This is a genomic window from Chryseobacterium herbae, assembly GCF_025154075.1.
Classification (GTDB): Bacteria; Bacteroidota; Bacteroidia; order Flavobacteriales; family Weeksellaceae; genus Chryseobacterium; species Chryseobacterium herbae.
Genome location: NZ_JAOAMU010000005.1, coordinates 211,440 through 231,870 on the forward strand (window position 1 = coordinate 211,440; position 20,431 = coordinate 231,870).

Below are 20,431 nucleotides of genomic sequence, written 5' to 3' on the forward strand. Positions count from 1 at the left end.
TATGCTTCCCGCCAGGAAATATATCCCTTCTATCTTGAAAACCCTTTTGATTGTGGGGTTTGGATATTTTTTTTGGCTGATGCTTAAAATTACCCTCGAATATATTCCCTTCAATCCGAATGTAAGCTTTCTGATGATCAAGCAGACGGAAGTTCAGGACAGGCCGGAATATCTTTCGTTTTTCTACACCCACGTGTATACCAGTATTTTTGTGCTGTTTTCCGGATTTCTGGCTATTCTCAGAAAGGATTTCGGGATTAAAAACTTTCATAGGAATATTGGAAAAGTCTACATTTTTTTAATTCTAATTCTAGCCGCACCCTCTGGAATCTACATGGGATTTTTTGCCAACGGAGGCTACCTTTCCAAAATGTCATTCGTTATTTTAGGCTCTCTATGGTGGTTTTCTACGTATAAAGCCTATCAAGCTGCAAGACAGAAAAGGTTTAAGGAACATAAGCAGTGGATGTGGCGTAGTTTTGCACTCACTTTATCTGCCCTCACTTTACGAATCTGGAAAGTAATTATTGTATATTTATTCCACCCAAATCCTATGGATGTCTACCAGATTATCGCATGGCTGGGCTGGATTCCCAATATCCTTTTAATTGAATACCTAATAACAAAAAAACATATATGAAAATTTTAAATTACACCCTTATCTCTTTGCTGGCAGTCTCTCTGCTGAGCTGTAAGAAAGATGGGAAAATAACCGAAACAGGAAAAGATTCTGTGATTGCTAAAAAGGATTCCGTTGTGGTTCCTGAAATTTATAAAGAATATTACGGAATTTATACCGGAGATTTTGCCGGAAAAGAAATGATTACTTCTGACGATGGCGAAAAATATGAAGATTTCGTGAATAAGAAAATTTCTTTGAAGATCAACAGGATCACCAAGGACAGTGTTTACGGACAAAGTATTGTCAATGGTAATCAGCGTCCTTTCAGGGGTGTTTTTAATGAAAGTATGAAATCTTTTGTCCTGGATGAGCCCGGAAATGATAAAACCGACGGTAGATTTGAAATAAAATTAAGCGGCGACAGCATCACCGGAAAATGGAATGCTTTCAATAAAACAGCGGTAAAATCGCCTTTAAAAACCATTAAACTTTCCAAGAAAGACTTTGTCTACAACCCAAACTTTATGCTGGATCAGGATTCCGATCTCGTAGACTGGTCTAATCCGAAGGATTTTGTAGAAAAATACACCAATGAAGAAACCGGAAAAACAGAAAGCTATACGACCTCCAAAAACAGAATGGCTTCTGAAGCTATTTTTAAACTGAATGCTTCCAAACAGAAACTGACGGAGAAGGAACTTAAAAATTTAAGAAAAATAGATCTTGAGATCATTAAAAATTCTGTTTTTGCCAGACATGGCTATTCTTTCAAAAAGGAAACGTACAGATATTTCTTTGAACAGACTGATTGGTATATTCCTGTGTCCAATAATGTAGATAAAGAGCTTTCTCCAATGGAAAAGGACAATGTAGCATTGCTGAACCGTTTCATCAAGTATGCGGAAGATAAATACGACAGTTTCGGAAGATAGGAAACGTGAATGGTCAATTTTGCTTCGCAAGTGAATGGTGAGTTTTTTGGGGAGATATCAGATTTCAGACAACCCAATAACTTCCAACGAACATGAATCGATAAGAAATGAGTTTATTAAAGAGCATAAGATGAGAAATGGATCCCTGCTGAAGAAAACGGCACAAAAGTAAGGGACAGAATACGACAGTCTTTAATTTTCATCCTTGAATAACAGGAAAAAAACCAGGTTTACAGGCTAAGTTCTTCTTCCTTTTTTGGATTTAATTTTACAAAAAGATACAGCATTAGGCATCCGGCAGCATAACACAGAATATCTACCCACGAGAAAGAATTTCCAATGACGGTATACATAAAGTCTCCAGGGCGGAAGCCTAGTTTTTCTGCCACCGTAAAGTATTGTGCAAATTCTACAATACATGAAAAAACAAAAATCCCAAGAATAAGTTTCTCATTGTTTATTTTCACTAAACTCTTTACGAAAGTGTAGAGAAGCATCACGACAATAACATCTCCGAGATAAGCTCTTACAAAGAAGATATCTGCCAGCTTGGTGGCAATCAAGACTTCTATGAGAAAGATCAATATGGTGAGAAGAAGATATTTCAGACTGAATTTTAACTCCATGTTTGTTTTAAGTTTTTGCTAAAGCCTTTCTATGGTTCGTTATTGTTTAAGCGGGCTAAAGCCCGCTCCTATTGAATAAATACAACCTCATTCAATTTTCGGTCATAAAAAATCGGTATTCAAAGAACACCGATCTTATGTTAAATTGCTAAAGCAAATATATTATTTCTTTACTTTGATTGTACATCCAATGGCAACTGTTTTGTCCATTTTTACAGATTCTCCCTTGATCAGGGCATTCACCGCATCTTGAACATAATATTCCGATACATCATTCGGATTTTCGTAGTTGTTGTCGATGGCACCGATATATTTCACGATATTCTTTCCGTTTTCTTTCTTCAGGACGAAAACGTGGGGTGTTTTTGTGGCTCCATAAAGCGGATATACCTTCTGTCCTTCATCCACAAGATATGGGAAGGTAAAGCCCTTCTCTTTGGCTCTGTCGATCATCTGTTTGTAGCCGTCTTCAGGCTGTACATTCGGATCGTTGGGATTAACAGCAATAACCGGATACCCCTGATTTTTGAATTTCTTATCCAGCTCTACAATTCTGTCCTCATATTTTTTGGCATACGGGCAATGGTTGCAGGTGAAAACGACTATAAATCCTTTTGCGCTTTTAAAATCACTTAAAGAAACCATTTTCCCGTCAATATTTTTCAGCTTAAAATCAGCCGCTGCATCTCCTACTTCATAGCCTTTTGAAGAGGCCGGTGAATTCACTTTCTGAGATCCCTCCTTTTCATGATCTGCAGCTGTAAAGCTTAGCAATCCAAGCCCGGCAATGAATGCCGCCATTAAAATTTTCAGGTTTTTCATATTTATTTTATTGTAAGTTATCGTTAATTGTTTTTTCGAGATCTTCTTTGCTCATTTCGCCATCGTTGAAATGTACTTTTTGGCCGTTTTTATAGAAAATGGTTACGGGAATGTTTCCGTCCCAGTTCTTTTCAAACCTTGGAATCCAGGTATTCATTCTTTTGATGTCGTCCAGCAGGATTACTTCGGCGGTAAGATTTTTATTTTTGATGAACTTAATGACTCTTTCCTTATCTACCAATCTGTCTAACGAAACCAGGATCATTTTAAATTTTGGGTTATCCTTCAACTTATTGTTGACCTCCATAAAATCAGGCAGTTCCTTTACACAAGGAGCACAAGTTGTGGCCCAGAAATTGACCACCAAAAGCTTATCATTCTCCTTCTGAATGCGTTTTTCAAGGTCTTCATATTTCATGGAGGGGACATCTGTCTGCTGGGCATTAAAAGCTGTAATACACAGAAAAACAGTTAATAAGGTTAATAAATTCTTCATATTCAAAAATAGTCATTAATTATCATTTAAATCCAGGGTGATCTTTATCTGCTTTGTGGTTGGATAAAAAGCTGGAGAAATAGTTAAATGGGTCTTTTATATTAGATACTTTTAAATTCCTCTGATCAATTAGTTTTTAAATAAGGCTGTTTTAACCGTGTCAAGGTTTTGAACCTTGACACGGTTAACTGGATTACGAAGATCTAAGCCGATTCAGGCTTCCTGACTATAATTAAAATAAAAAACTCTTATCCCGAACACACATTATTTAAATAAGGTTGAGAATGCAGTAAAAGAAGCATTTATTGATTTTTCATTGATAATTTTAACATTATTTTTTTAATCACAACCCATTGAATTAAAAGAAATTAAATGTAAATTAGCATACAATCAAAACAAAAATATTATGAAAAAATCAAATTTTCAGCCTAAAAAGCTGACCAAAAAAGAGCTTAAGAAAATTAGCGGTGGAGTAAGACCGATTTGTCCACTGGTGGTGAGCTGCTTTGATCCGGCAACGGGTGAAGAACAATACGGAGTATATGGAATTCAGGACGGACCATGCTGCTAAGTATTGATCATCATTAGATCAAGATGTATGAAAAACTCAAACATTCAAAGCAGAAAGCTCACGAAAAAGGAGCTGAAAGAGATCAGCGGAGGCGCTTCATGTGCTGAAGGCCTGTGTAAACTCAGGGGTGTACCGAGTCATTTCATGATTATCGGCCCGAGAGGCAAAGATGGATACTGCTGTTAATCTTCAGATAGGATAAAAAAATGATTGGACTAACCTCCAATCATTTTTTTTATCGAATTCAGCTTCATTAAAGCTTCAATAGGTGTCAGTGTATTGATATCTATTTTCGTCAGTTCTTCGCGGATATTTTCCAGAACCGGATCATCCAGCTGGAAGAACGAAAGCTGCATATTTTCTTCTGTGACTCTTTTGATGCTTTCAGAAGTACTGGTGCTTTGTGTACGGCTTGCTTCAAGGGTTTTCAGGATCTCATTGGCCCTGTTGACTACCTTTGCCGGCATTCCCGCCAGTTTAGCCACATGGATACCAAAACTGTGCTCGCTACCTCCCGGAACCAGCTTTCTTAAGAAGATGATATTTCCTTTGTTTTCCTGAATGGAAACGTGGAAATTTTTCACTCTCTCAAAATTCACGGTCATTTCATTCAGCTCATGATAATGCGTTGCAAACAGGGTTTTAGCCTGTGTAGGATGCTGGTGAAGGTATTCTGCAATAGCCCATGCGATGGAAACCCCGTCATAGGTAGAGGTTCCACGTCCGATCTCATCTAAAAGAATCAGACTTCGCTCCGAGATATTATTCAGGATATTCGCTGCCTCGTTCATCTCCACCATGAACGTAGATTCACCGGCAGAAATATTGTCGGTAGCTCCTACCCTTGTGAAAATTTTATCTAACACCCCGATCTCAGCATGTTTTGCAGGCACAAAACTTCCGATCTGAGCCAAAAGACATACAATCGCAGTCTGGCGAAGGATCGCTGATTTACCGGCCATGTTCGGACCTGTAACCATAATGATCTGCTGGGAGTCTTTATCTAAAAAGATATCATTCGGAATATATTTTTCCCCTAAAGGAAGTGCGTTTTCAATAATCGGGTGTCTTGCTTCTTTTAAATCTATAGCATAGCCCTGGTTCAGAACCGGCTTTGTATAACTTTCTGAAACAGCCAGTTCCGATAATCCTGCCGCTACATCAAGCTGCGCAATAATATTAGAATTCCCCTGAATCTGATCCATATAGACCATGGTTTCGGCACATACATTTCTGTACAGCTGATTTTCCAGAACGCCTATTTTTTCTTCGGCACCAAGGATCTGGCTTTCATATTCTTTCAGTTCTTCGGTGATGTAGCGTTCTGCATTCACAAGCGTCTGCTTTCTTAACCATTCACCCGGAACTTTATCTTTATGGGCATTTCTTACTTCTATATAATATCCGAAAACATTATTAAAATCTATTTTAAGGCTTGAAATTCCCGTTCTTTCAATTTCTCTCTGGCACATATCATCCAGAAAACCGCGGCCTTTGTTCTGCAGGTTTCTCAATCTGTCGAGTTCTTCGGATATGTTTGCTTTGATTACATTTCCTTTTGAAATATTCACCGGAAGCTCTTCATTCAGATGATTTTGTAAAAACTTGATCAGCTCTTCCATATCAAACAAAGGTTCCAGCCAGGCCAGAACATCTGCATGCGGATGAAGCAAAGCTTTTATCTCATGAATATTGATCAAACTCTGACGCAGATAGCCCAGTTCTTTCGGAGATATCTTTTCTGCAGCCAGTTTTCCCATCAGTCGGTCAAGATCCGAAATGGATTTCAACAGCTGACAGATTTCGTATTTCAGATGATCTTTTTCGTTCAGAAAATCAATCAGAGAAAGCCTTCTCATGATCTCCTCTACAGATTTTAACGGAAGAATAATCCTTCTTCTCAGTAATCTTCCTCCCATGGGAGTAGACGTTTTATCAATAATATCCAGCAACGACTTCCCTTGTGGATTACTCGGATATACAATTTCAAGGTTTCTTAATGTAAAATTGTCCATCATCAGATAATCTTCCTGCGGAATAATCTGAAGTTTCGTAATATGGGCAAGCAGATTGTGGTGGGTATCTTCCACCAGGTAAGCAAAAATGGCTCCTGCCGCTGTAATGGCAAGCGGAAGATTTTCAATACCAAAACCTTTTAGAGACTTCGTTTTAAAATGGGAAGTCAGTTTTTCGTAGGCAAAATTATATTGGAAAGCCCAGTCTTCAAGTTTAAAGGCACTTTTATTTTTAAGCTGTTCTGGCAATTGAACACTTCTCTGATAAACAATCTCGCTCGGATCAAAAGTATTGATGATATGAAGAATTTTTTCTAAATTTCCTTCACTCACCAAAAACTCACCGGTAGAAACATCTACCATGGCAATTCCGAACTTTTCTTTTTCTTTATGCAGGGAAAGCAGGAAGTTGTTCTTTTTTGAATTTAAAACCTGATCATTGAACGTCACTCCGGGTGTCACAAGCTCTGTAACGCCTCTTTTAACAATTCCTTTGACGGTTTTCGGATCTTCCAGCTGATCGCAGATAGCGACTCTCATTCCGGCTCGTACCAGTTTCGGCAAATAAGAATCCACAGAATGATGCGGAAATCCGGCAAGCTCTATATGACCATCTCCATTCGCTCTTTTGGTAAGCACAATTCCGAGGATCTGAGAGGTTCTCACAGCATCCTGCCCGAAAGTTTCATAAAAGTCTCCTACTCTGAACAGCAGCAGTGCATCAGGGTATTTTGCCTTAATGGTATTGTACTGCGTCATGAGCGGAGTTTCCTTCTTCGTTTTTGCCATAATTAAAAATGAGCCCCAAATTTAATTAAAATTACCTGAGTTCGGGTTAAGAAAATTAAGATTGAGGGGTTCGAAGTTTCGGGATGCGGGTTTTGGGGTTCGAGATGCGGGGTACTACAGGTTGGAGAGTCGGAGCGTTTTAGAGTGAGAGGGTTTTGGAAAGTGATGAATTATAAATGATGAGTGATGAGTTTTGTACCGCGAGTCTTTGAGTTGGAAGCTTTTCACCATTGACTTGCGAAGCAAAATTGACCATTGACCATTCTCAATCTTAGCCTCAGCCTAAAAACCTCACATCGACTCAAAAAATTCACCTTTCACTTGCGAAGCAAAATTTACCATTCACACTTCTTAACTTTAGCTCAGATAATTTATCCATTTCAGAATAAAATATTTGTCGTATTTTTCAAGTAAAATAAGTGATATGATCTATCCGGTTTTAGAAACTGAAAGACTCCTTTTAAGACAGCTTACTCCCCATGACGCAGAAGATCTCTTCGAATATTTTTCTCTGGATGAAGTCATGGAATATTATGATCTGGACACCTTCAAAACCCTGGAGGATGCCCAAAATATCATCACCTATTTTAATAATGAATTCGAGAAAGGCAAAGGTTTCCGATGGGCTTTGGAATTGAAATCAGAAAAGAAAGTTATTGGAACATGCGGTTATCACAACTGGTATCCTGAGCATTTCCGGGCTGAGATCGGCTATGAACTGAATCCTAAATTCTGGAAAAAATCTTATATGAAAGAAGCCATCCTTCCTATCCTTATCTATGGATTCGAAAGCATGAGACTTCACCGCATCGATGCCTTCACAGATCCCGCGAACATTGCTTCGGAGAAACTTTTACATTCTTTAAATTTTAAAGATGAAGGAATTCTGCGCGATTACTTTTTTGAAAAAGGGAAATTTGTGGATGCTAAGATCTTTGGACTTATTAATGAGTAAAGATGGGAGATGGGTGTCGGAAGATGGAAGTTTCTAAAGTTCTACAGAACTACTGAATATTTTTTTATTAATTTTTTGATCATTTATCTTCGACATTGACCTTCTTGAATTACAACCACAACAAGAAGTATCAGGAGAAACAGTAACTTCCAGCCTCCCTCTTCAGGCTTCCATCCCTTTACTTTAACTCCTTCCCCACTTACTCTTCTTTTCAAATACTTCCGTCCCTTTCTCATACGCCCGCTTCTGTTTGTAATTCACCCATTTAGCCTTAAAAATTTTACGCAGAAGTTTATCTGTATACCTCATGATAAAAACATGGTACATCATATTGGCGAAAACACCAGGTTTATTGGGAAGCGCCCTGAGTGACATTGAAAACCCAGGTTCCAGATATCTGTTAAAATGCCAGAATGCACCCGGAATAAAGAGGGCATCACCGTGCTCCATGAAAATCTCGTAACCTTTGGCATATTGCAAGGCGGGAAACTTTTCGTAATCGGGGTTTTCATAATCTATATCGTAGACGGTATGAACAGATAGCGGTACTTTATATAAGAAGGCAGATTGTTTCTGGTCAAATAACAGAATCCTTTTTTTTCCTTCGAAATGAATATGGAGAAAGTCTCCGAGATCCACATCGTAATGCATCAAAACATGCGCTTCGCTTCCACCGAAGAAAAGTGTAGGCAGTCGCTTAAAAAACTTGATTCCCAGGTCGGGATAGGTGAAGTTTTTCAGTAATTCCGGGAGTCTGTCTGTGATGATATAGAAAAAGATTCGCAGATCTGAAGGTCCGCTTTTGATCCTGTCGATATAATCTTTCATCTTCATATTCGCCACCGGTGCATTTGAACTTTTGGAGGCATCAGCCGGTTTATTGTCATACAGCGGAACGTCCTGATCACCTGCTTTTTCACGGATATAAGCGAGATTCCATTGGTCAAAAGCATCCCATCTGGCCGCAAAATTTTTGATCAAAAGCGGCTTATGTTTTTTGAAATAATTCTTCTGAAAATCTTCTTTACTGATATCGTTGACTACATCTACGTTTTCGAGGATCATCTTATTTTGTTATTTAATGCGAAATAAAAATAGTCTTTTTTTGAAATCTGTGAAAATTAAAAAATGGTATTGGAGACTTTGGGAGCCTGATTTAAACCACAAAATGAACAAAATATTTTAAACACTTTAGTTTTTTTAAGTAAAATATATTAAGGATAAAAGTGCACTTAAGCTTGAAAAAATCAGAGTTTTTTATAATTGAACCATTATTTTAAGATCACAAAGGGAACTTCGCTTTAAGGACTACAGCTCAAAAAATTTTGAGATTTTTTCTTAACTTTTCTTACCTCCTTCAATGCTCTTAATGTTTCAAAAACTATTCACAATCATCTGTAAAAATCCGACAATTCACCCCTTGCCTTTTTAAACTTATTTTAAGGTTACCGACAAAGCAGAGCTCAAATGAAAAAATTATATTTGTAAGACTAAGTGAATTTATGAGAGCCTACAACACCAAGCATTTCCTGAAAATCCTTTTCAGCATGCATAAAAGTGATACCATGAAGATCCTTTTTCCAACGATGATCCTTGTGGGACTCTATTCGTGGGGCATTCAGTATCTGGAAGTGGAATATCTGCATCTTACCACAAAATCCGGGGTGAGCAATATAGGAATGATTCATTCTCTGCTGGGCTTTGTACTCTCTTTACTATTGGTTTTCAGAACCAATACCGCTTACGACCGATGGTGGGAAGGCAGAAAACTTTGGGGAAAACTTGTGAATGATACCAGAAATTTTGCAGTGAAAATCAATGCCATTTTAGAGAATGACCGTCAGGATGCAGAGCAAATCTCGAGATATTTAAAATATTTTCCGCATTTCCTGGCTAAACATTTATCTAAGGAATCTACAAGACTCGCTTTGGATGAAGATTATTCCGAAATTGAAAATTCGCTGAAGCATCATGGTCCCAGCGAAATTATTATTCTTTTAACCCATAAACTGAATCAGCTGAAAAAAGAAGGCAAGATCTCGGATATTGAAATGCTGTATCTCGACACTCAGCTTTCGGGGTTTCTCGATGTTTGCGGTGGCTGTGAAAGAATTAAAAACACGCCCATTCCCTACTCTTATTCTTCGTTTGTTAAGAAATTTATCATCTTATATGTACTGGCTCTGCCTGTTGCCTACGTCATTACCATTGGGCTTCTGATGATTCCGTTGACGGTATTTGTCTATTATGTATTGATGAGCCTCGAGCTTATTGCTGAGGAAATTGAAGATCCTTTCAATAATGATGAAAACGATATTCCGATGGAAGCATTAGCACAAAGTATAGAAAAAAGTGTTCATCAGATTATGGGGCTGAAAAAGTAAAAAATCAACCTTAAAGTTTGATCTCCTTTATTTCTCCGTCCTCTTTTATTTCTACAAATTTGCTTTCTCTGTTTGCTGCAGAATAGCCATAGAAAAAAGTTTGGTATATCGGTGAAGAATACAAGTATCCTCCATATACGTTATAAGAATCTGTTCTGCCGGTCTGTTCCTGATAACTGCCTGTCGCCGTAAAGTTGACGATGGTTTCCAGATAGTATTTTCCGGGTTTTAATTTTTCAAACTTAAACCTTCCGTAATCATCTGTCAAAGCTTCAAGTTTATATTTAAAAGCATCTTCGGACATGTATACAGTGGTCTTTTTGTTTTCATATTTTCTTCTCATGCTGTAAAACTCATCAAAATAAGGTGTTACAGGAAAAAGCATCACCACGGTTCCTTTGGGTGCATAATGTTTCGCTCCAAGCAGAGGTTTGATCCCGAATTGTCCCTTTTGTTTTGTGGAAGCTACTCCTTCAATCGTTGAATTTCCGAAACTAAGCATCTCTCTGGCCATTTTTTTATCGAAAAAAGCCTGCGGATAATAGGTATTCTGTGCCTGTACAGATAGAAAAGCGAATACCAACAGCAATAAAGCGGATATTTTTTTCATGTTAATATTTTAATTCAAATATAAGTATTTTGCTATTTTTGAAATAAAAAAATCTATGAAATACTTTTTTCTGCTAATAATGACTGCATCATCGTGGGCACTAGCACAAAAACCATGTGGATTTAAAGATGGACTTCAGGAAGGATCCTGCAAAGATTTCTTTGAAAACGGACAGGTAAAACAGATTCTTGAATGGAAAAAAGGCAAAGTGGAAGGCGATGCCATTTATTATCACGATAACGGAAAGGTTCAGGCTAAAGGAGAATACAAAAAAGACTATAAGGTGAAAGAATGGTCTTATTTCGATAAGAATGGTGTTCTGACCTCGAAGGAAGTTTTTAGAAATGGCGACAAAAATGTTTATGATAACAGCTTTACAGCTACTTTTTATACGCCCGCTGGTGTAATTGCTGAAATTTCTAATTATAAATTCGCTAAATTACATGGTGAAAGTAAAATCTTTTATGAAAACGGAAAATCTGTAAAGCAAATCGGGCAGTATGAAAACGGAATCGCTACCGGAAAATGGAAAGCACTTTATCCATCAGGAAAACTGCAGCGTGAAACAGAATTCGTCAACGATAAATGGAATGGCAACAGAGTTCATTACCGTGAAGACGGAAGCGTTGAAAAGACGGAGGTCTACAGAGACGGAAAATTAATCTCAACAAAATAAAACAATTGGCACAGAAATTAAAACTGGAAGAACTGAACAGAATCGATGTAGAAACATTTAAGAAGGTTGAGAAAATTCCATTAGTCATTATTTTAGACAATCTCAGAAGCATGCACAATGTAGGTGCATCATTCAGAACGGCAGATGCTTTTCTGATCGAAAAAATTATTCTTTGCGGCATTACGCCACAACCGCCTCATCGTGAGATCCATAAGGCAGCACTGGGAGCTACAGAAAGTGTGGACTGGGGGCATGAAAGCGATATTAATACGGCTATCAGTGATTATAAAAGCCGCGGCTATGAAATCATCGGGATCGAGCAGACCACAGACAGCATGATGATCACTGATTTCAGCATAGACAAATCAAAGAAATATGCATTGATTTTAGGAAATGAAGTAGAGGGAATAAGTGATGAGGCGCTACCCAATATTGACACATTCCTGGAAATCCCTCAGCTGGGAACCAAGCATTCTTTAAATGTAAGTGTATGCGGTGGAATTGTGATGTGGGAGTTTGCAAAAGCCCTAAAATAAAAAAACTGCATATGTCCTTAAAAGACAGTGCAGTTTGAAATAAATCTAATAAAAAGTAAAAATGAAAGGCGACAAAGGTACTTTTTTTTTCTTTACAAACAAATTTTGATGTCAATTTTTTCAATTTTTCTGAAAAAAAGTGATGTTTTCAGAAATAGTTTCATTTAATTTTTTATAAATTAGCACAATGTTTATCAAGGATTATATCTCAAAAGACTTTCCGTGTTTTAGCCTGACTGACTCAATAGAATCAGCAAGGAACACATTAGACGATTTCGGATATTCTCATATTTTCATCAAAAAATCTCACCACTTCTACGGCGCTATCGCAGAAGACTTTCTTTATGAAGGTGATGGAACTTTGAAAGATCTTGAACATCAGATCGAGCGTTTTGCGATTCTGGAAGACAATAATATCATGGACAGCATCCGTCTGTTTTATACTTTCAGCGCTAATGTAATTCCGGTGATCAATAAGAATGAAAAGTACCTCGGGTATATCACCTGTGAAGATATTTTTCAGAATCTTTCCCGCTATCCCCTGTTTTCAGAGACCGGAGCTATCCTTACGATAGAAACACCGGCCAGAAAATATTCGATGACGGAGATCGCCAATATTGTGGAAAGCAATAACTCGAAGTTTTATGGTGGATTTATCACCTTTATGTCCGATGAAGTGATTCATGTGACGATAAAGATCAGCAATGAAAATCTCTCCTCGATAGACGCTACTTTTGACAGGTACGATTACAGAATTGTTGAAAAATACTATTCTGATGAGAAATCTGATCTGTTTAAAGACCGGTTCGGATTTTTCCAAAAATTCATAGAAATATAACATGAAGGCAGCCATATATTCTCAGAAAAAAGACCTCGATACTTTTTTATATTTAAGCAAGTTTATTTCAGAACTTGAAACCAGAGGCGTAAAATCTGTTTTGTACGATGAAATGGCTGAAGCGCTTCAGTTCTCAAAGATATTTGAAACATTCAACAGCAAACAGGACCTTCTGGATAAGGAGGTAGACCTTTTCTTTACTTTCGGGGGTGACGGAACTATCGTGAATTCCCTTACTTTTATCGAAGACCTGGAAATCCCTATCGTAGGTGTCAATACCGGAAGATTAGGATTTCTGGCGAGTTTTACCAAGGAAGAAGCATTCAAAGAACTTGATGCCATCTTAAAAGGTGATGTAAAAACCAGCCGCCGTGCTGTGATTGAAGTGGTTTCTCCAAGATCTGACGATTTTTTCCCGTATGCATTGAATGACGTTACCGTTTCGAGAAAGGAAACAACCTCTATGATCACGGTAGATTCATATATCAACGATGAATTTTTAAATGTTTTCTGGGGTGACGGGGTTATCGTTTCCACGCCTACAGGATCTACGGCTTATTCGTTAAGCTGTGGCGGACCGATCATCTCTCCGAACAACGAAAATTTTGTCATTACGCCTATCGCTCCACACAATCTGAATGTAAGACCTTTGGTCGTGAATGACAGAGTGGAAATCAAATTTAGAGTGGAAAGCAGAGTGCCCCAGTATTCTCTTTCGCTGGACTCGAGACTGGTTCATATAGAAACCGACAAAGAAATTATCATCAAAAAGGCAGATTTCCAGATCCTTCTGGTACAGCCCAACCATTTAAGTTTCTACGAAACAATCCGTCAGAAGCTGCTTTGGGGCAGGGACAAAAGAAATTAGTAATTCCTCAAAAATGATTACCTTTACAGGAATTTTAAAAACGCCTAATAATTTAAAATAAAAAGTAAAACATGAGCAGAATTTTTCCGGCAGGAGTTGCCACAGGTCAATTAGTTACTGATATTTTTCAGTACGCTAAAGAAAACAAATTTGCACTGCCTGCAGTAAACGTAATTGGTTCAAGCAATGTAAATGCTGTTATGGAAACCGCAGCAAAACTAAACTCTCCTGTAATTATCCAGTTTTCAAACGGTGGAGCCGCTTTCAACGCAGGAAAAGGATTAAATAATGACGGTCAGAAAGCAGCTATTTTAGGATCTATCGCCGGAGCAAAACATATTCATACTCTTGCAGAAGCTTACGGAGCAACTGTAATTTTACACACCGACCACTGTGCTAAGAAATTATTGCCTTGGATCGACGGATTATTAGATGCAAGTGAAGTGCATTATAAGCAGACCGGAAAATCTCTTTATTCTTCTCACATGCTGGATCTTTCTGAAGAATCTCTGGAAGAAAATCTGGAAACTTCAGCTCAATATTTCGAAAGAATGGCTAAAATGCAGATGACTCTGGAAGTGGAGATCGGTGTTACAGGCGGAGAAGAAGACGGTGTAGACAATTCTGATGTTGACAACTCTAAATTATACACTCAACCGGAAGATATCGCTTATACTTACGAAAAATTAAAAGCAATTTCTGACAACTTTACCATTGCTGCCGCTTTCGGTAACGTACACGGAGTTTACAAGCCAGGAAACGTGGTTCTTACCCCAAAAATCCTTGACAACTCTCAAAAATATGTTCAGGAGAAATTCGGAACAGCTGACAAGCCGATTAACTTTGTATTCCACGGAGGTTCAGGATCTACTTTAGAAGAGATCAGAGAAGCTATCGACTACGGAGTTATCAAAATGAATATTGACACTGACCTTCAATTCGCTTACACGGAAGGGGTTAGAGATTATATGGTTAACAACATCGATTATTTAAGAGCTCAGATCGGAAACCCTGAAGGAGAAGAAAAGCCTAACAAAAAATTCTATGACCCAAGAGTTTGGGTAAGAAAAGGGGAGGAAACTTTCTCTACAAGACTGGTTCAGGCGTTTGAAGACTTAAATAACGTAAATACTTTAAAATAAGAACTGTACATTTGTATTAATGTAAATAGTATCCCTGATGGATGCGGTTTACATTAATACATTTTACATTTATACCCTAATACAATCAAAATGGCATTCGACTGGTTTAAAAGAAAAGCAAAAAACATTACCACTTCTACTGATGAAAAAAAGGATGTTCCCAAAGGCCTTTGGCATCAGACTCCATCAGGAAAAATAGTAGAGCATGATGAACTGAGAAGAAACAACTACGTTTCTCCTGAAGACGGATTTCACGTAAGAATTGGAAGTGCAGAATTTTTTGAGATCCTTTTTGACGAAGGGAAGTTCACTGAACTCGATGCTAATGTTGAAAGTATTGATATCTTAAACTTCAAGGATACAAAACCTTATAAAGACCGTTTAAAAGAAGTAAGAGCAAAAACAAAGCTTACAGATTCTATCAGAAATGCAGTAGGAACCGTAAAAGGAACTCAAATGGTGGTTTCCTGTATGGATTTTGCTTTTATTGGAGGATCTTTAGGTTCTGTAATGGGAGAAAAGATCAGAAGAGCAGTAGATTACTGTATCGCCAACAAACTTCCGTACATGATCATCTGTCAGTCCGGAGGAGCGAGAATGCAGGAAGCAACCTACTCTCTTATGCAGCTTGCCAAAGTACAGGCTAAGCTTGCTCAGCTTTCTGAAGCAGGACTTTTATACATCGCTTACCTTTGTGATCCTACTTTTGGAGGCATCACAGCTTCTTTCGCTATGACCGCTGATATTATCATGGCTGAACCGAAAGCGCTGATCGGGTTTGCAGGTCCAAGAGTAATCCGTGAAACGATCGGAAGAGATCTTCCGGAAGGTTTCCAGACCTCTGAATTCTTACAGGAAAAAGGATTTGTAGATTTCATCGTAAAAAGAACAGAAATTAGAGATACGGTAGCAAAAACAGTGAATTTATTAGCTGCAAAAGCTTAAGATCTGTAACAAAAACTATACAATCTCTCTCTAATTAGGGAGAGATTTTTATTTATGAGGACTTTTAAGATATTTTTTAATACCATCCGAAGCATGAGCCTGAAAAAGATCATGCGTCTTTTATCACTTCTTCTTCCCCATCCTCTTTTTGCATTATTAAGCTTTCATGCAACGGTACAGGCTTTCGCCATTGCTCAGAAAAAGTTTCCGAAAACGGCATCTAACAACGGTATCGGAAATGCTTTCAGACACGCGCTTTGGTGCTGTTTCATCATGATGTACTGCTGCAAGGTCTCTTCACCGGAAAAAGCACTGAATTTCTGCAAGAGAATAACCGATATGCATGAAGAACTCTTTCCCAATCAACCTTTGGAAACGAAAATGGATCTTCACAACAACAAAATCGGTATGGATTATTTCATGGAACTGCTTCCGGGAATTCACCGCCAGTTTTTTGAAAAGAATTTTTTCATCGACAGTCTTGCCAAGAAAATGGATGATGCGAAGGTTTTGAAAAATTTAGATGATGACTTTGAGGGATATCTGGTTTATCTTGATGAGAAATAATAACTAAATTTTTCACGGTTTACTAAAGAGAATTTCTGCCTTTATGATGTTTATATCAAAAAAACATTTACATTTAGCACTAATTCACAATTCCATGAAGAATACTCTATTATTAATCATTATATTTTGTGTTTCATTTTGTAAATCTCAAAATGTAAGACCTGACAAAGAAGTAAATGTTCTTTTTATTGGAAATAGTTTAACCTATTTTCATGATATGCCGAAAATGCTTCAGGCCATGTTGAACGAAACCGATCAAAATTTTAAAATCTATCAAAGTACTTTTCCTGGTATGTCTTTGTCTGATCATCTTGACAATATTATTGTCGCCCAGACTGAAAACATGATAAATACCCGAAAAAAGACCGACTCCGAAACTACGGAGACAGAGAAAATGATTGCCGAAAGAAATTGGGATGTCATTATTATGCAGACCGGACAAGTGAGTATTTTAATTCCTGAAGATAGAGATCTGGATATTGACCATTCCATAAAGGCAATAAAGAAAATGGTTTCTAATCCGGATTGTAAATTCATATTATTCACAACATGGGCAGGAAAGGAGAATTATCCCCAAAAATACTGCTATCCATCTAAAATAATCCTTGCCCCGGCATCCTGCTCGCCGCTGATTAAAGATTTTGAGCAACATCAAAAATTACTTTCGGAGGGCCACAGTTTACTGGCGTCCAAAAATGATTTAATTCAATCTAAAAACGGTGAAAAGTTTTATGAAGTCATGACGAAACATCCAGATATTGAACTGTTAGAAGATGAAATTCATCCCAATAAAACGGGTTCATTTTTCAATGCATGCATTTTCTATAGTCTTCTCACCAATAAAGATGCATCACAGCTAAAATATTTAGGGGAAATTAAACCGGAAACAGCCAATACATTAAAGAGAATGGCAAAGTAAAATGTATCACTGTAGGATGGCAAAATTGGTGAGGAAATCTTAATTAAAAATCTTGCCTTTTCGGCAATACTGCTTTTTCAATTTCTCTTTTTAGTAATTTTCACTACATTTAAAATCCAAAATAAAATTAAATGGTCCTCAGCAGAATTTGGTCGGCTTTCATTATCATTGCCATTGGCATCGCCAGTATAAAATACATTTCGTCTGGCCACTACAAAACCATCTTCAATGATATGGTGGTAGGAAAAGGCGGTGATACGGTTCAGATCGCTTCACAACCGATGAATGCGCTTACCCCCGTTGTCAGAGATAGCCTGATGAAAAAGAATGATTTTGCGGACAGCAGAATTCATTACAAAACAGATTCTCTTAAACAGAATGTAAAGGTCTACAGGGTTCAGGAAGCAGATGGCGTGATCGGAACCTCCGAAACGGCCGTTAAGATCTGTATCGGTCTAATCGGGATTATGACCCTGTTCATGGGATTCATGAGTATTGCTGAAAAAGCAGGAGGAATTAATCTGTTGAGCCGGTTAATTCAACCTTTTTTCTCAAAATTATTTCCTGATATTCCTAAGAACCACCCGGCTTTCGGGCATATGCTGATGAATTTCAGCGCGAATCTTCTGGGATTGGACAATGCCGCCACTCCATTCGGTTTAAAAGCGATGGAAAGCCTCCAGACATTAAACCCCAATAAAGACACTGCCAGCAATTCACAGATCATGTTTCTGTGTCTTCATGCAGGCGGTATGACCTTGATTCCGGTTTCTATCATTGCCTTAAGAGCTTCTGCCGGCTCCAAAAACCCCACGGACATCTTCCTTTACTGCATGATCGCCACTTTTGCAGCGACATTAGCAGCCATGATCATTGTTTCAATTTATCAAAAAATCAATTTATTAAAACCTACTGTTATTGCATACATAGGCGGAGTTTCGGTACTTATCGGACTTCTTGTATGGTATTTGACCGGTCTTAATAAAACCGAGCTGGATACTTTCAGCCAGGTTTTAAGTAACGGGCTTATCCTCTTCATTTTCCTTGCGATAGTTCTGGGGGCAGTTTATAAAAAAATCAATGTTTTTGATGCGTTTATTGAAGGCGCTAAAGAAGGATTTACAACCTGTGTCAAAATTATCCCTTATCTGGTAGGAATGCTGATTGCTATTTCCTTACTGAGGACTTCAGGGGTTTTTGACGTAATTATCGACGGAATGAAATGGCTAGCGAATACCGCAGGTGCCGATCCGAGATTTGTAGACGGACTTCCCACTGCATTGATCAAACCTCTTTCAGGATCTGGAGCCAGAGGAATGATGGTAGATACGATGGCAACTTTCGGAGCAGACAGTTTCCAAGGAAAACTAGCCGCAGTTCTTCAGGGAAGCTCAGATACGACGTTTTACGTGATTGCGGTATATTTTGGAGCCGTAGCCGTAAAGAACACAAGATACACGGTAATTGCTATGCTTTTGGCGGATCTGGTGGGGGTTATTACTTCGATTGTGCTGGCGTATTTGTTTTTCGCGTAAAAAGAATGGTGGCTTCGAGAGCCTCAGCCACCGACAATCCGTATCAATCTAAGTTAAATAAAGATTTCAAATCATAAACATCAACAAAAAACACACTCTTGTGTAGATGACTTCCGATTAGGGCAAATCAGTTAAAAATATTTAATAATAAAACATCATCAAAAAGTCACGATTAAATCTTCTGGGTGGCTGAGGCACTCGAAGCCACCGTTCAGCATTTATCAGAAGCCATCATTAACTTTAAAATATAAACTTCAAATTTATGATCACAGATAAAGAATTCACCTTAAGATTAATACGTCAGTTAACCCAAGCACTGGAAAAACTGATTTTAGACAAGCCTGAAGAAAGTTTAATGCAGAAAGAATTAGACTTTGAGTCTTTAATGAGAGACATTTTCAAATTTGATTTTACTACACTTGCCTCAAAAACAAAAGAGGAAATTATAGAAATCGTCAACGAAAGACAGGAAAGAGATCATAAAGATTATTACGAAATGCTGGGGAATCTTTTCTATTTTAAAGGCAGAGGAGAAAAAAATAATGAGTTTTTAGATAAAGCAAAAACGTTCTACGAGTTGTATCTTCAAACTAGCGGAATTTTTGCACTTCCTGTTATTAACAGAATCAACGAAATAAAAAAAAGCACTTGAATAAAGTGCTTTTGTATTTTAGAATGTAATTTTATAAGATCCGGTGGAGGATGTGCTTGCCTTTTCCGCTTTTACATATTTCTTAACCCAGGAAACTCCTGTAGAAGATATACAGGGATCCGATGTTCCTCCCGATCTTTTGGCAGAGACTACATTTCCAGCTTTATCCACCGTATAGGCAATGGTGATGGTTCCGCTTGCCGTACAACTGTTACTAGGCTGTGCACCCCCTCTTCCCATGGTTCCGGGAATATAACCAATCAGCTTTCTGTCGATTCCTACTTTACTGTCTCCGTTTCCGTCTCCTCCTAATGGATCTCCTGCATTTCCGATTCCTTCACCAGTTCCCTGACTTCCGGCTTTTGTTCCTCTTCCTCTGATCAGGTTTCCGATGGCTGCTGTTCCTTTTCCATCCCCGTTTCCGGTTTTAGAATTGGCGGTTGTGGCTCCGGATTTCTTAGTATTTTTTGAAGCGCTTGCACTCGTGGCGGTCTTCTTATCGGCTTTCTTGGATTCTTCTTTCTTAGGAATGCTTACCTTCGAATTACTTCCTGTAATCACCTTTTCCTTCACCTCTGCTTTCTTGGGTTCAGGTGCTGGTTCAGGTTTTATGACCGTTTTCGTTTCAGGCACGGCCGTTTCAACAGGTTCAGGAGTTACTTCTTCAGTGGCTGCAGCAAGACTTCCCGGCTGATCTGCCGGCTCTTCAATCCCTTTCCCATTTCTGTTATCACCGAAATTAACGAGCATCGTTGTAACGACTTCATCAGACTGCTTATCCAGTTCCGGCTTTAGTTTATAAAGAAAAACAAAAAGCAGGATTCCAGACCAGATAAGGATAGAAAGTACTGCACTTTTTATCCTGTCTTTGTTTTGCTCGTTTTTGTTTACCGTGTAACTTTTCATTTTAAATGATTCTTTCCGACTGTTT

The 20,431-nt window shown here is 38.1% G+C and carries 23 protein-coding genes; 16 read left to right on the forward strand and 7 right to left on the reverse strand.

Annotation, left to right across the window (positions count from 1 at the left end; genetic code table 11):
• Positions 1–79 precede the first annotated feature (79 nt).
• A complete protein-coding gene (locus tag N0B48_RS16250) occupies positions 80–640 on the forward strand; it encodes a DUF2306 domain-containing protein (RefSeq protein WP_259839914.1) in 561 nt (186 codons plus the stop codon).
• Positions 637–1,554: a YARHG domain-containing protein gene (locus tag N0B48_RS16255; protein WP_259839915.1), complete on the forward strand. Its 918-nt coding sequence runs from the start codon at positions 637–639 to the stop codon at positions 1,552–1,554. Before N0B48_RS16250 ends, N0B48_RS16255 begins: the two co-directional genes overlap by 4 nt.
• 230 nt (positions 1,555–1,784) lie before the next feature.
• On the opposite strand, the gene N0B48_RS16260 is transcribed toward N0B48_RS16255, so the two are convergent.
• From N0B48_RS16260 to N0B48_RS16270, 3 genes are all read right to left on the reverse strand, one after another.
• Positions 1,785–2,180 carry a ribosomal maturation YjgA family protein gene (locus tag N0B48_RS16260; RefSeq protein WP_259839916.1) on the reverse strand — a complete coding sequence of 132 codons (396 nt, stop codon included), beginning with the start codon at positions 2,178–2,180 and terminating at the stop codon, positions 1,785–1,787.
• A 162-nt stretch (positions 2,181–2,342) separates the two neighbouring features.
• A complete protein-coding gene (locus tag N0B48_RS16265; protein ID WP_259839917.1) occupies positions 2,343–3,002 on the reverse strand; it encodes a thioredoxin family protein in 660 nt (219 codons plus the stop codon).
• Between the two features lie 7 nt (positions 3,003–3,009).
• The gene (locus N0B48_RS16270; RefSeq protein ID WP_259839918.1) at positions 3,010–3,498 is read right to left on the reverse strand and encodes a TlpA family protein disulfide reductase; all 489 of its coding nucleotides are present in this window, start codon (positions 3,496–3,498) and stop codon (positions 3,010–3,012) included.
• Positions 3,499–3,904: 406 nt separating this feature from the next.
• Here N0B48_RS16270 and N0B48_RS16275 point away from each other — a divergent pair, with 406 nt between their 5' ends.
• Both N0B48_RS16275 and N0B48_RS16280 read left to right on the forward strand, forming a co-directional pair.
• On the forward strand, positions 3,905–4,069 hold the full coding sequence (locus tag N0B48_RS16275) for a bacteriocin (protein ID WP_259839919.1): 165 nt from the start codon (positions 3,905–3,907) through the stop codon (positions 4,067–4,069).
• 27 nt (positions 4,070–4,096) lie between these two features.
• The gene (locus tag N0B48_RS16280) at positions 4,097–4,255 is read left to right on the forward strand and encodes a bacteriocin (RefSeq protein ID WP_259839920.1); all 159 of its coding nucleotides are present in this window, start codon (positions 4,097–4,099) and stop codon (positions 4,253–4,255) included.
• Between the two features lie 29 nt (positions 4,256–4,284).
• On the opposite strand, the gene mutS is transcribed toward N0B48_RS16280, so the two are convergent.
• The gene (gene mutS, locus N0B48_RS16285; protein ID WP_259839921.1) at positions 4,285–6,873 is read right to left on the reverse strand and encodes a DNA mismatch repair protein MutS; all 2,589 of its coding nucleotides are present in this window, start codon (positions 6,871–6,873) and stop codon (positions 4,285–4,287) included.
• A 424-nt stretch (positions 6,874–7,297) separates the two neighbouring features.
• Here mutS and N0B48_RS16290 point away from each other — a divergent pair, with 424 nt between their 5' ends.
• Complete coding sequence (locus tag N0B48_RS16290) at positions 7,298–7,828, forward strand: GNAT family N-acetyltransferase (RefSeq protein WP_259839922.1); 531 nt, start codon at positions 7,298–7,300, stop codon at positions 7,826–7,828.
• A 183-nt stretch (positions 7,829–8,011) separates the two neighbouring features.
• On the opposite strand, the gene N0B48_RS16295 is transcribed toward N0B48_RS16290, so the two are convergent.
• Positions 8,012–8,893 (reverse strand): cupin-like domain-containing protein, encoded by an 882-nt coding sequence (locus N0B48_RS16295; RefSeq protein ID WP_259839923.1) that lies wholly within the window; start codon positions 8,891–8,893, stop codon positions 8,012–8,014.
• A 437-nt stretch (positions 8,894–9,330) separates the two neighbouring features.
• Here N0B48_RS16295 and N0B48_RS16300 point away from each other — a divergent pair, with 437 nt between their 5' ends.
• On the forward strand, positions 9,331–10,212 hold the full coding sequence (locus N0B48_RS16300) for a bestrophin family protein (RefSeq protein ID WP_259839925.1): 882 nt from the start codon (positions 9,331–9,333) through the stop codon (positions 10,210–10,212).
• 10 nt (positions 10,213–10,222) lie between these two features.
• Here the strand turns inward: N0B48_RS16300 and N0B48_RS16305 are convergent, their stop codons facing one another.
• Entirely contained in the window at positions 10,223–10,822 is a 600-nt protein-coding gene (locus tag N0B48_RS16305; protein ID WP_259839926.1) for a hypothetical protein, read from the reverse strand.
• 55 nt (positions 10,823–10,877) lie between these two features.
• Here N0B48_RS16305 and N0B48_RS16310 point away from each other — a divergent pair, with 55 nt between their 5' ends.
• The 10 genes from N0B48_RS16310 to N0B48_RS16355 all read left to right on the forward strand — a co-directional run bounded on the left by N0B48_RS16310 (position 10,878) and on the right by N0B48_RS16355 (position 19,500).
• A complete protein-coding gene (locus N0B48_RS16310; protein ID WP_259839928.1) occupies positions 10,878–11,498 on the forward strand; it encodes a toxin-antitoxin system YwqK family antitoxin in 621 nt (206 codons plus the stop codon).
• A 5-nt stretch (positions 11,499–11,503) separates the two neighbouring features.
• Positions 11,504–12,034 carry an RNA methyltransferase gene (locus N0B48_RS16315; protein ID WP_259839930.1) on the forward strand — a complete coding sequence of 177 codons (531 nt, stop codon included), beginning with the start codon at positions 11,504–11,506 and terminating at the stop codon, positions 12,032–12,034.
• A 187-nt stretch (positions 12,035–12,221) separates the two neighbouring features.
• Positions 12,222–12,872 carry a CBS domain-containing protein gene (locus N0B48_RS16320; protein ID WP_259839931.1) on the forward strand — a complete coding sequence of 217 codons (651 nt, stop codon included), beginning with the start codon at positions 12,222–12,224 and terminating at the stop codon, positions 12,870–12,872.
• Position 12,873: 1 nt separating this feature from the next.
• The gene (locus N0B48_RS16325) at positions 12,874–13,740 is read left to right on the forward strand and encodes an NAD kinase (protein ID WP_259839933.1); all 867 of its coding nucleotides are present in this window, start codon (positions 12,874–12,876) and stop codon (positions 13,738–13,740) included.
• 71 nt (positions 13,741–13,811) lie between these two features.
• The gene (gene fbaA, locus N0B48_RS16330; RefSeq protein ID WP_259839934.1) at positions 13,812–14,882 is read left to right on the forward strand and encodes a class II fructose-bisphosphate aldolase; all 1,071 of its coding nucleotides are present in this window, start codon (positions 13,812–13,814) and stop codon (positions 14,880–14,882) included.
• A 90-nt stretch (positions 14,883–14,972) separates the two neighbouring features.
• On the forward strand, positions 14,973–15,827 hold the full coding sequence (gene accD / locus N0B48_RS16335; protein WP_259839936.1) for an acetyl-CoA carboxylase, carboxyltransferase subunit beta: 855 nt from the start codon (positions 14,973–14,975) through the stop codon (positions 15,825–15,827).
• Positions 15,828–15,881: 54 nt separating this feature from the next.
• Complete coding sequence (locus N0B48_RS16340) at positions 15,882–16,394, forward strand: DUF6973 domain-containing protein (protein ID WP_259839938.1); 513 nt, start codon at positions 15,882–15,884, stop codon at positions 16,392–16,394.
• A 94-nt stretch (positions 16,395–16,488) separates the two neighbouring features.
• The gene (locus N0B48_RS16345) at positions 16,489–17,313 is read left to right on the forward strand and encodes an SGNH/GDSL hydrolase family protein (RefSeq protein WP_259839940.1); all 825 of its coding nucleotides are present in this window, start codon (positions 16,489–16,491) and stop codon (positions 17,311–17,313) included.
• Positions 17,314–17,444: 131 nt separating this feature from the next.
• A complete protein-coding gene (locus tag N0B48_RS16350) occupies positions 17,445–18,848 on the forward strand; it encodes a spore maturation protein (RefSeq protein ID WP_259839941.1) in 1,404 nt (467 codons plus the stop codon).
• 262 nt (positions 18,849–19,110) lie between these two features.
• Entirely contained in the window at positions 19,111–19,500 is a 390-nt protein-coding gene (locus N0B48_RS16355) for a hypothetical protein (RefSeq protein WP_259839943.1), read from the forward strand.
• An 18-nt stretch (positions 19,501–19,518) separates the two neighbouring features.
• On the opposite strand, the gene N0B48_RS16360 is transcribed toward N0B48_RS16355, so the two are convergent.
• Positions 19,519–20,406 (reverse strand): energy transducer TonB, encoded by an 888-nt coding sequence (locus N0B48_RS16360; protein ID WP_259839944.1) that lies wholly within the window; start codon positions 20,404–20,406, stop codon positions 19,519–19,521.
• Positions 20,407–20,431 lie beyond the last annotated feature (25 nt).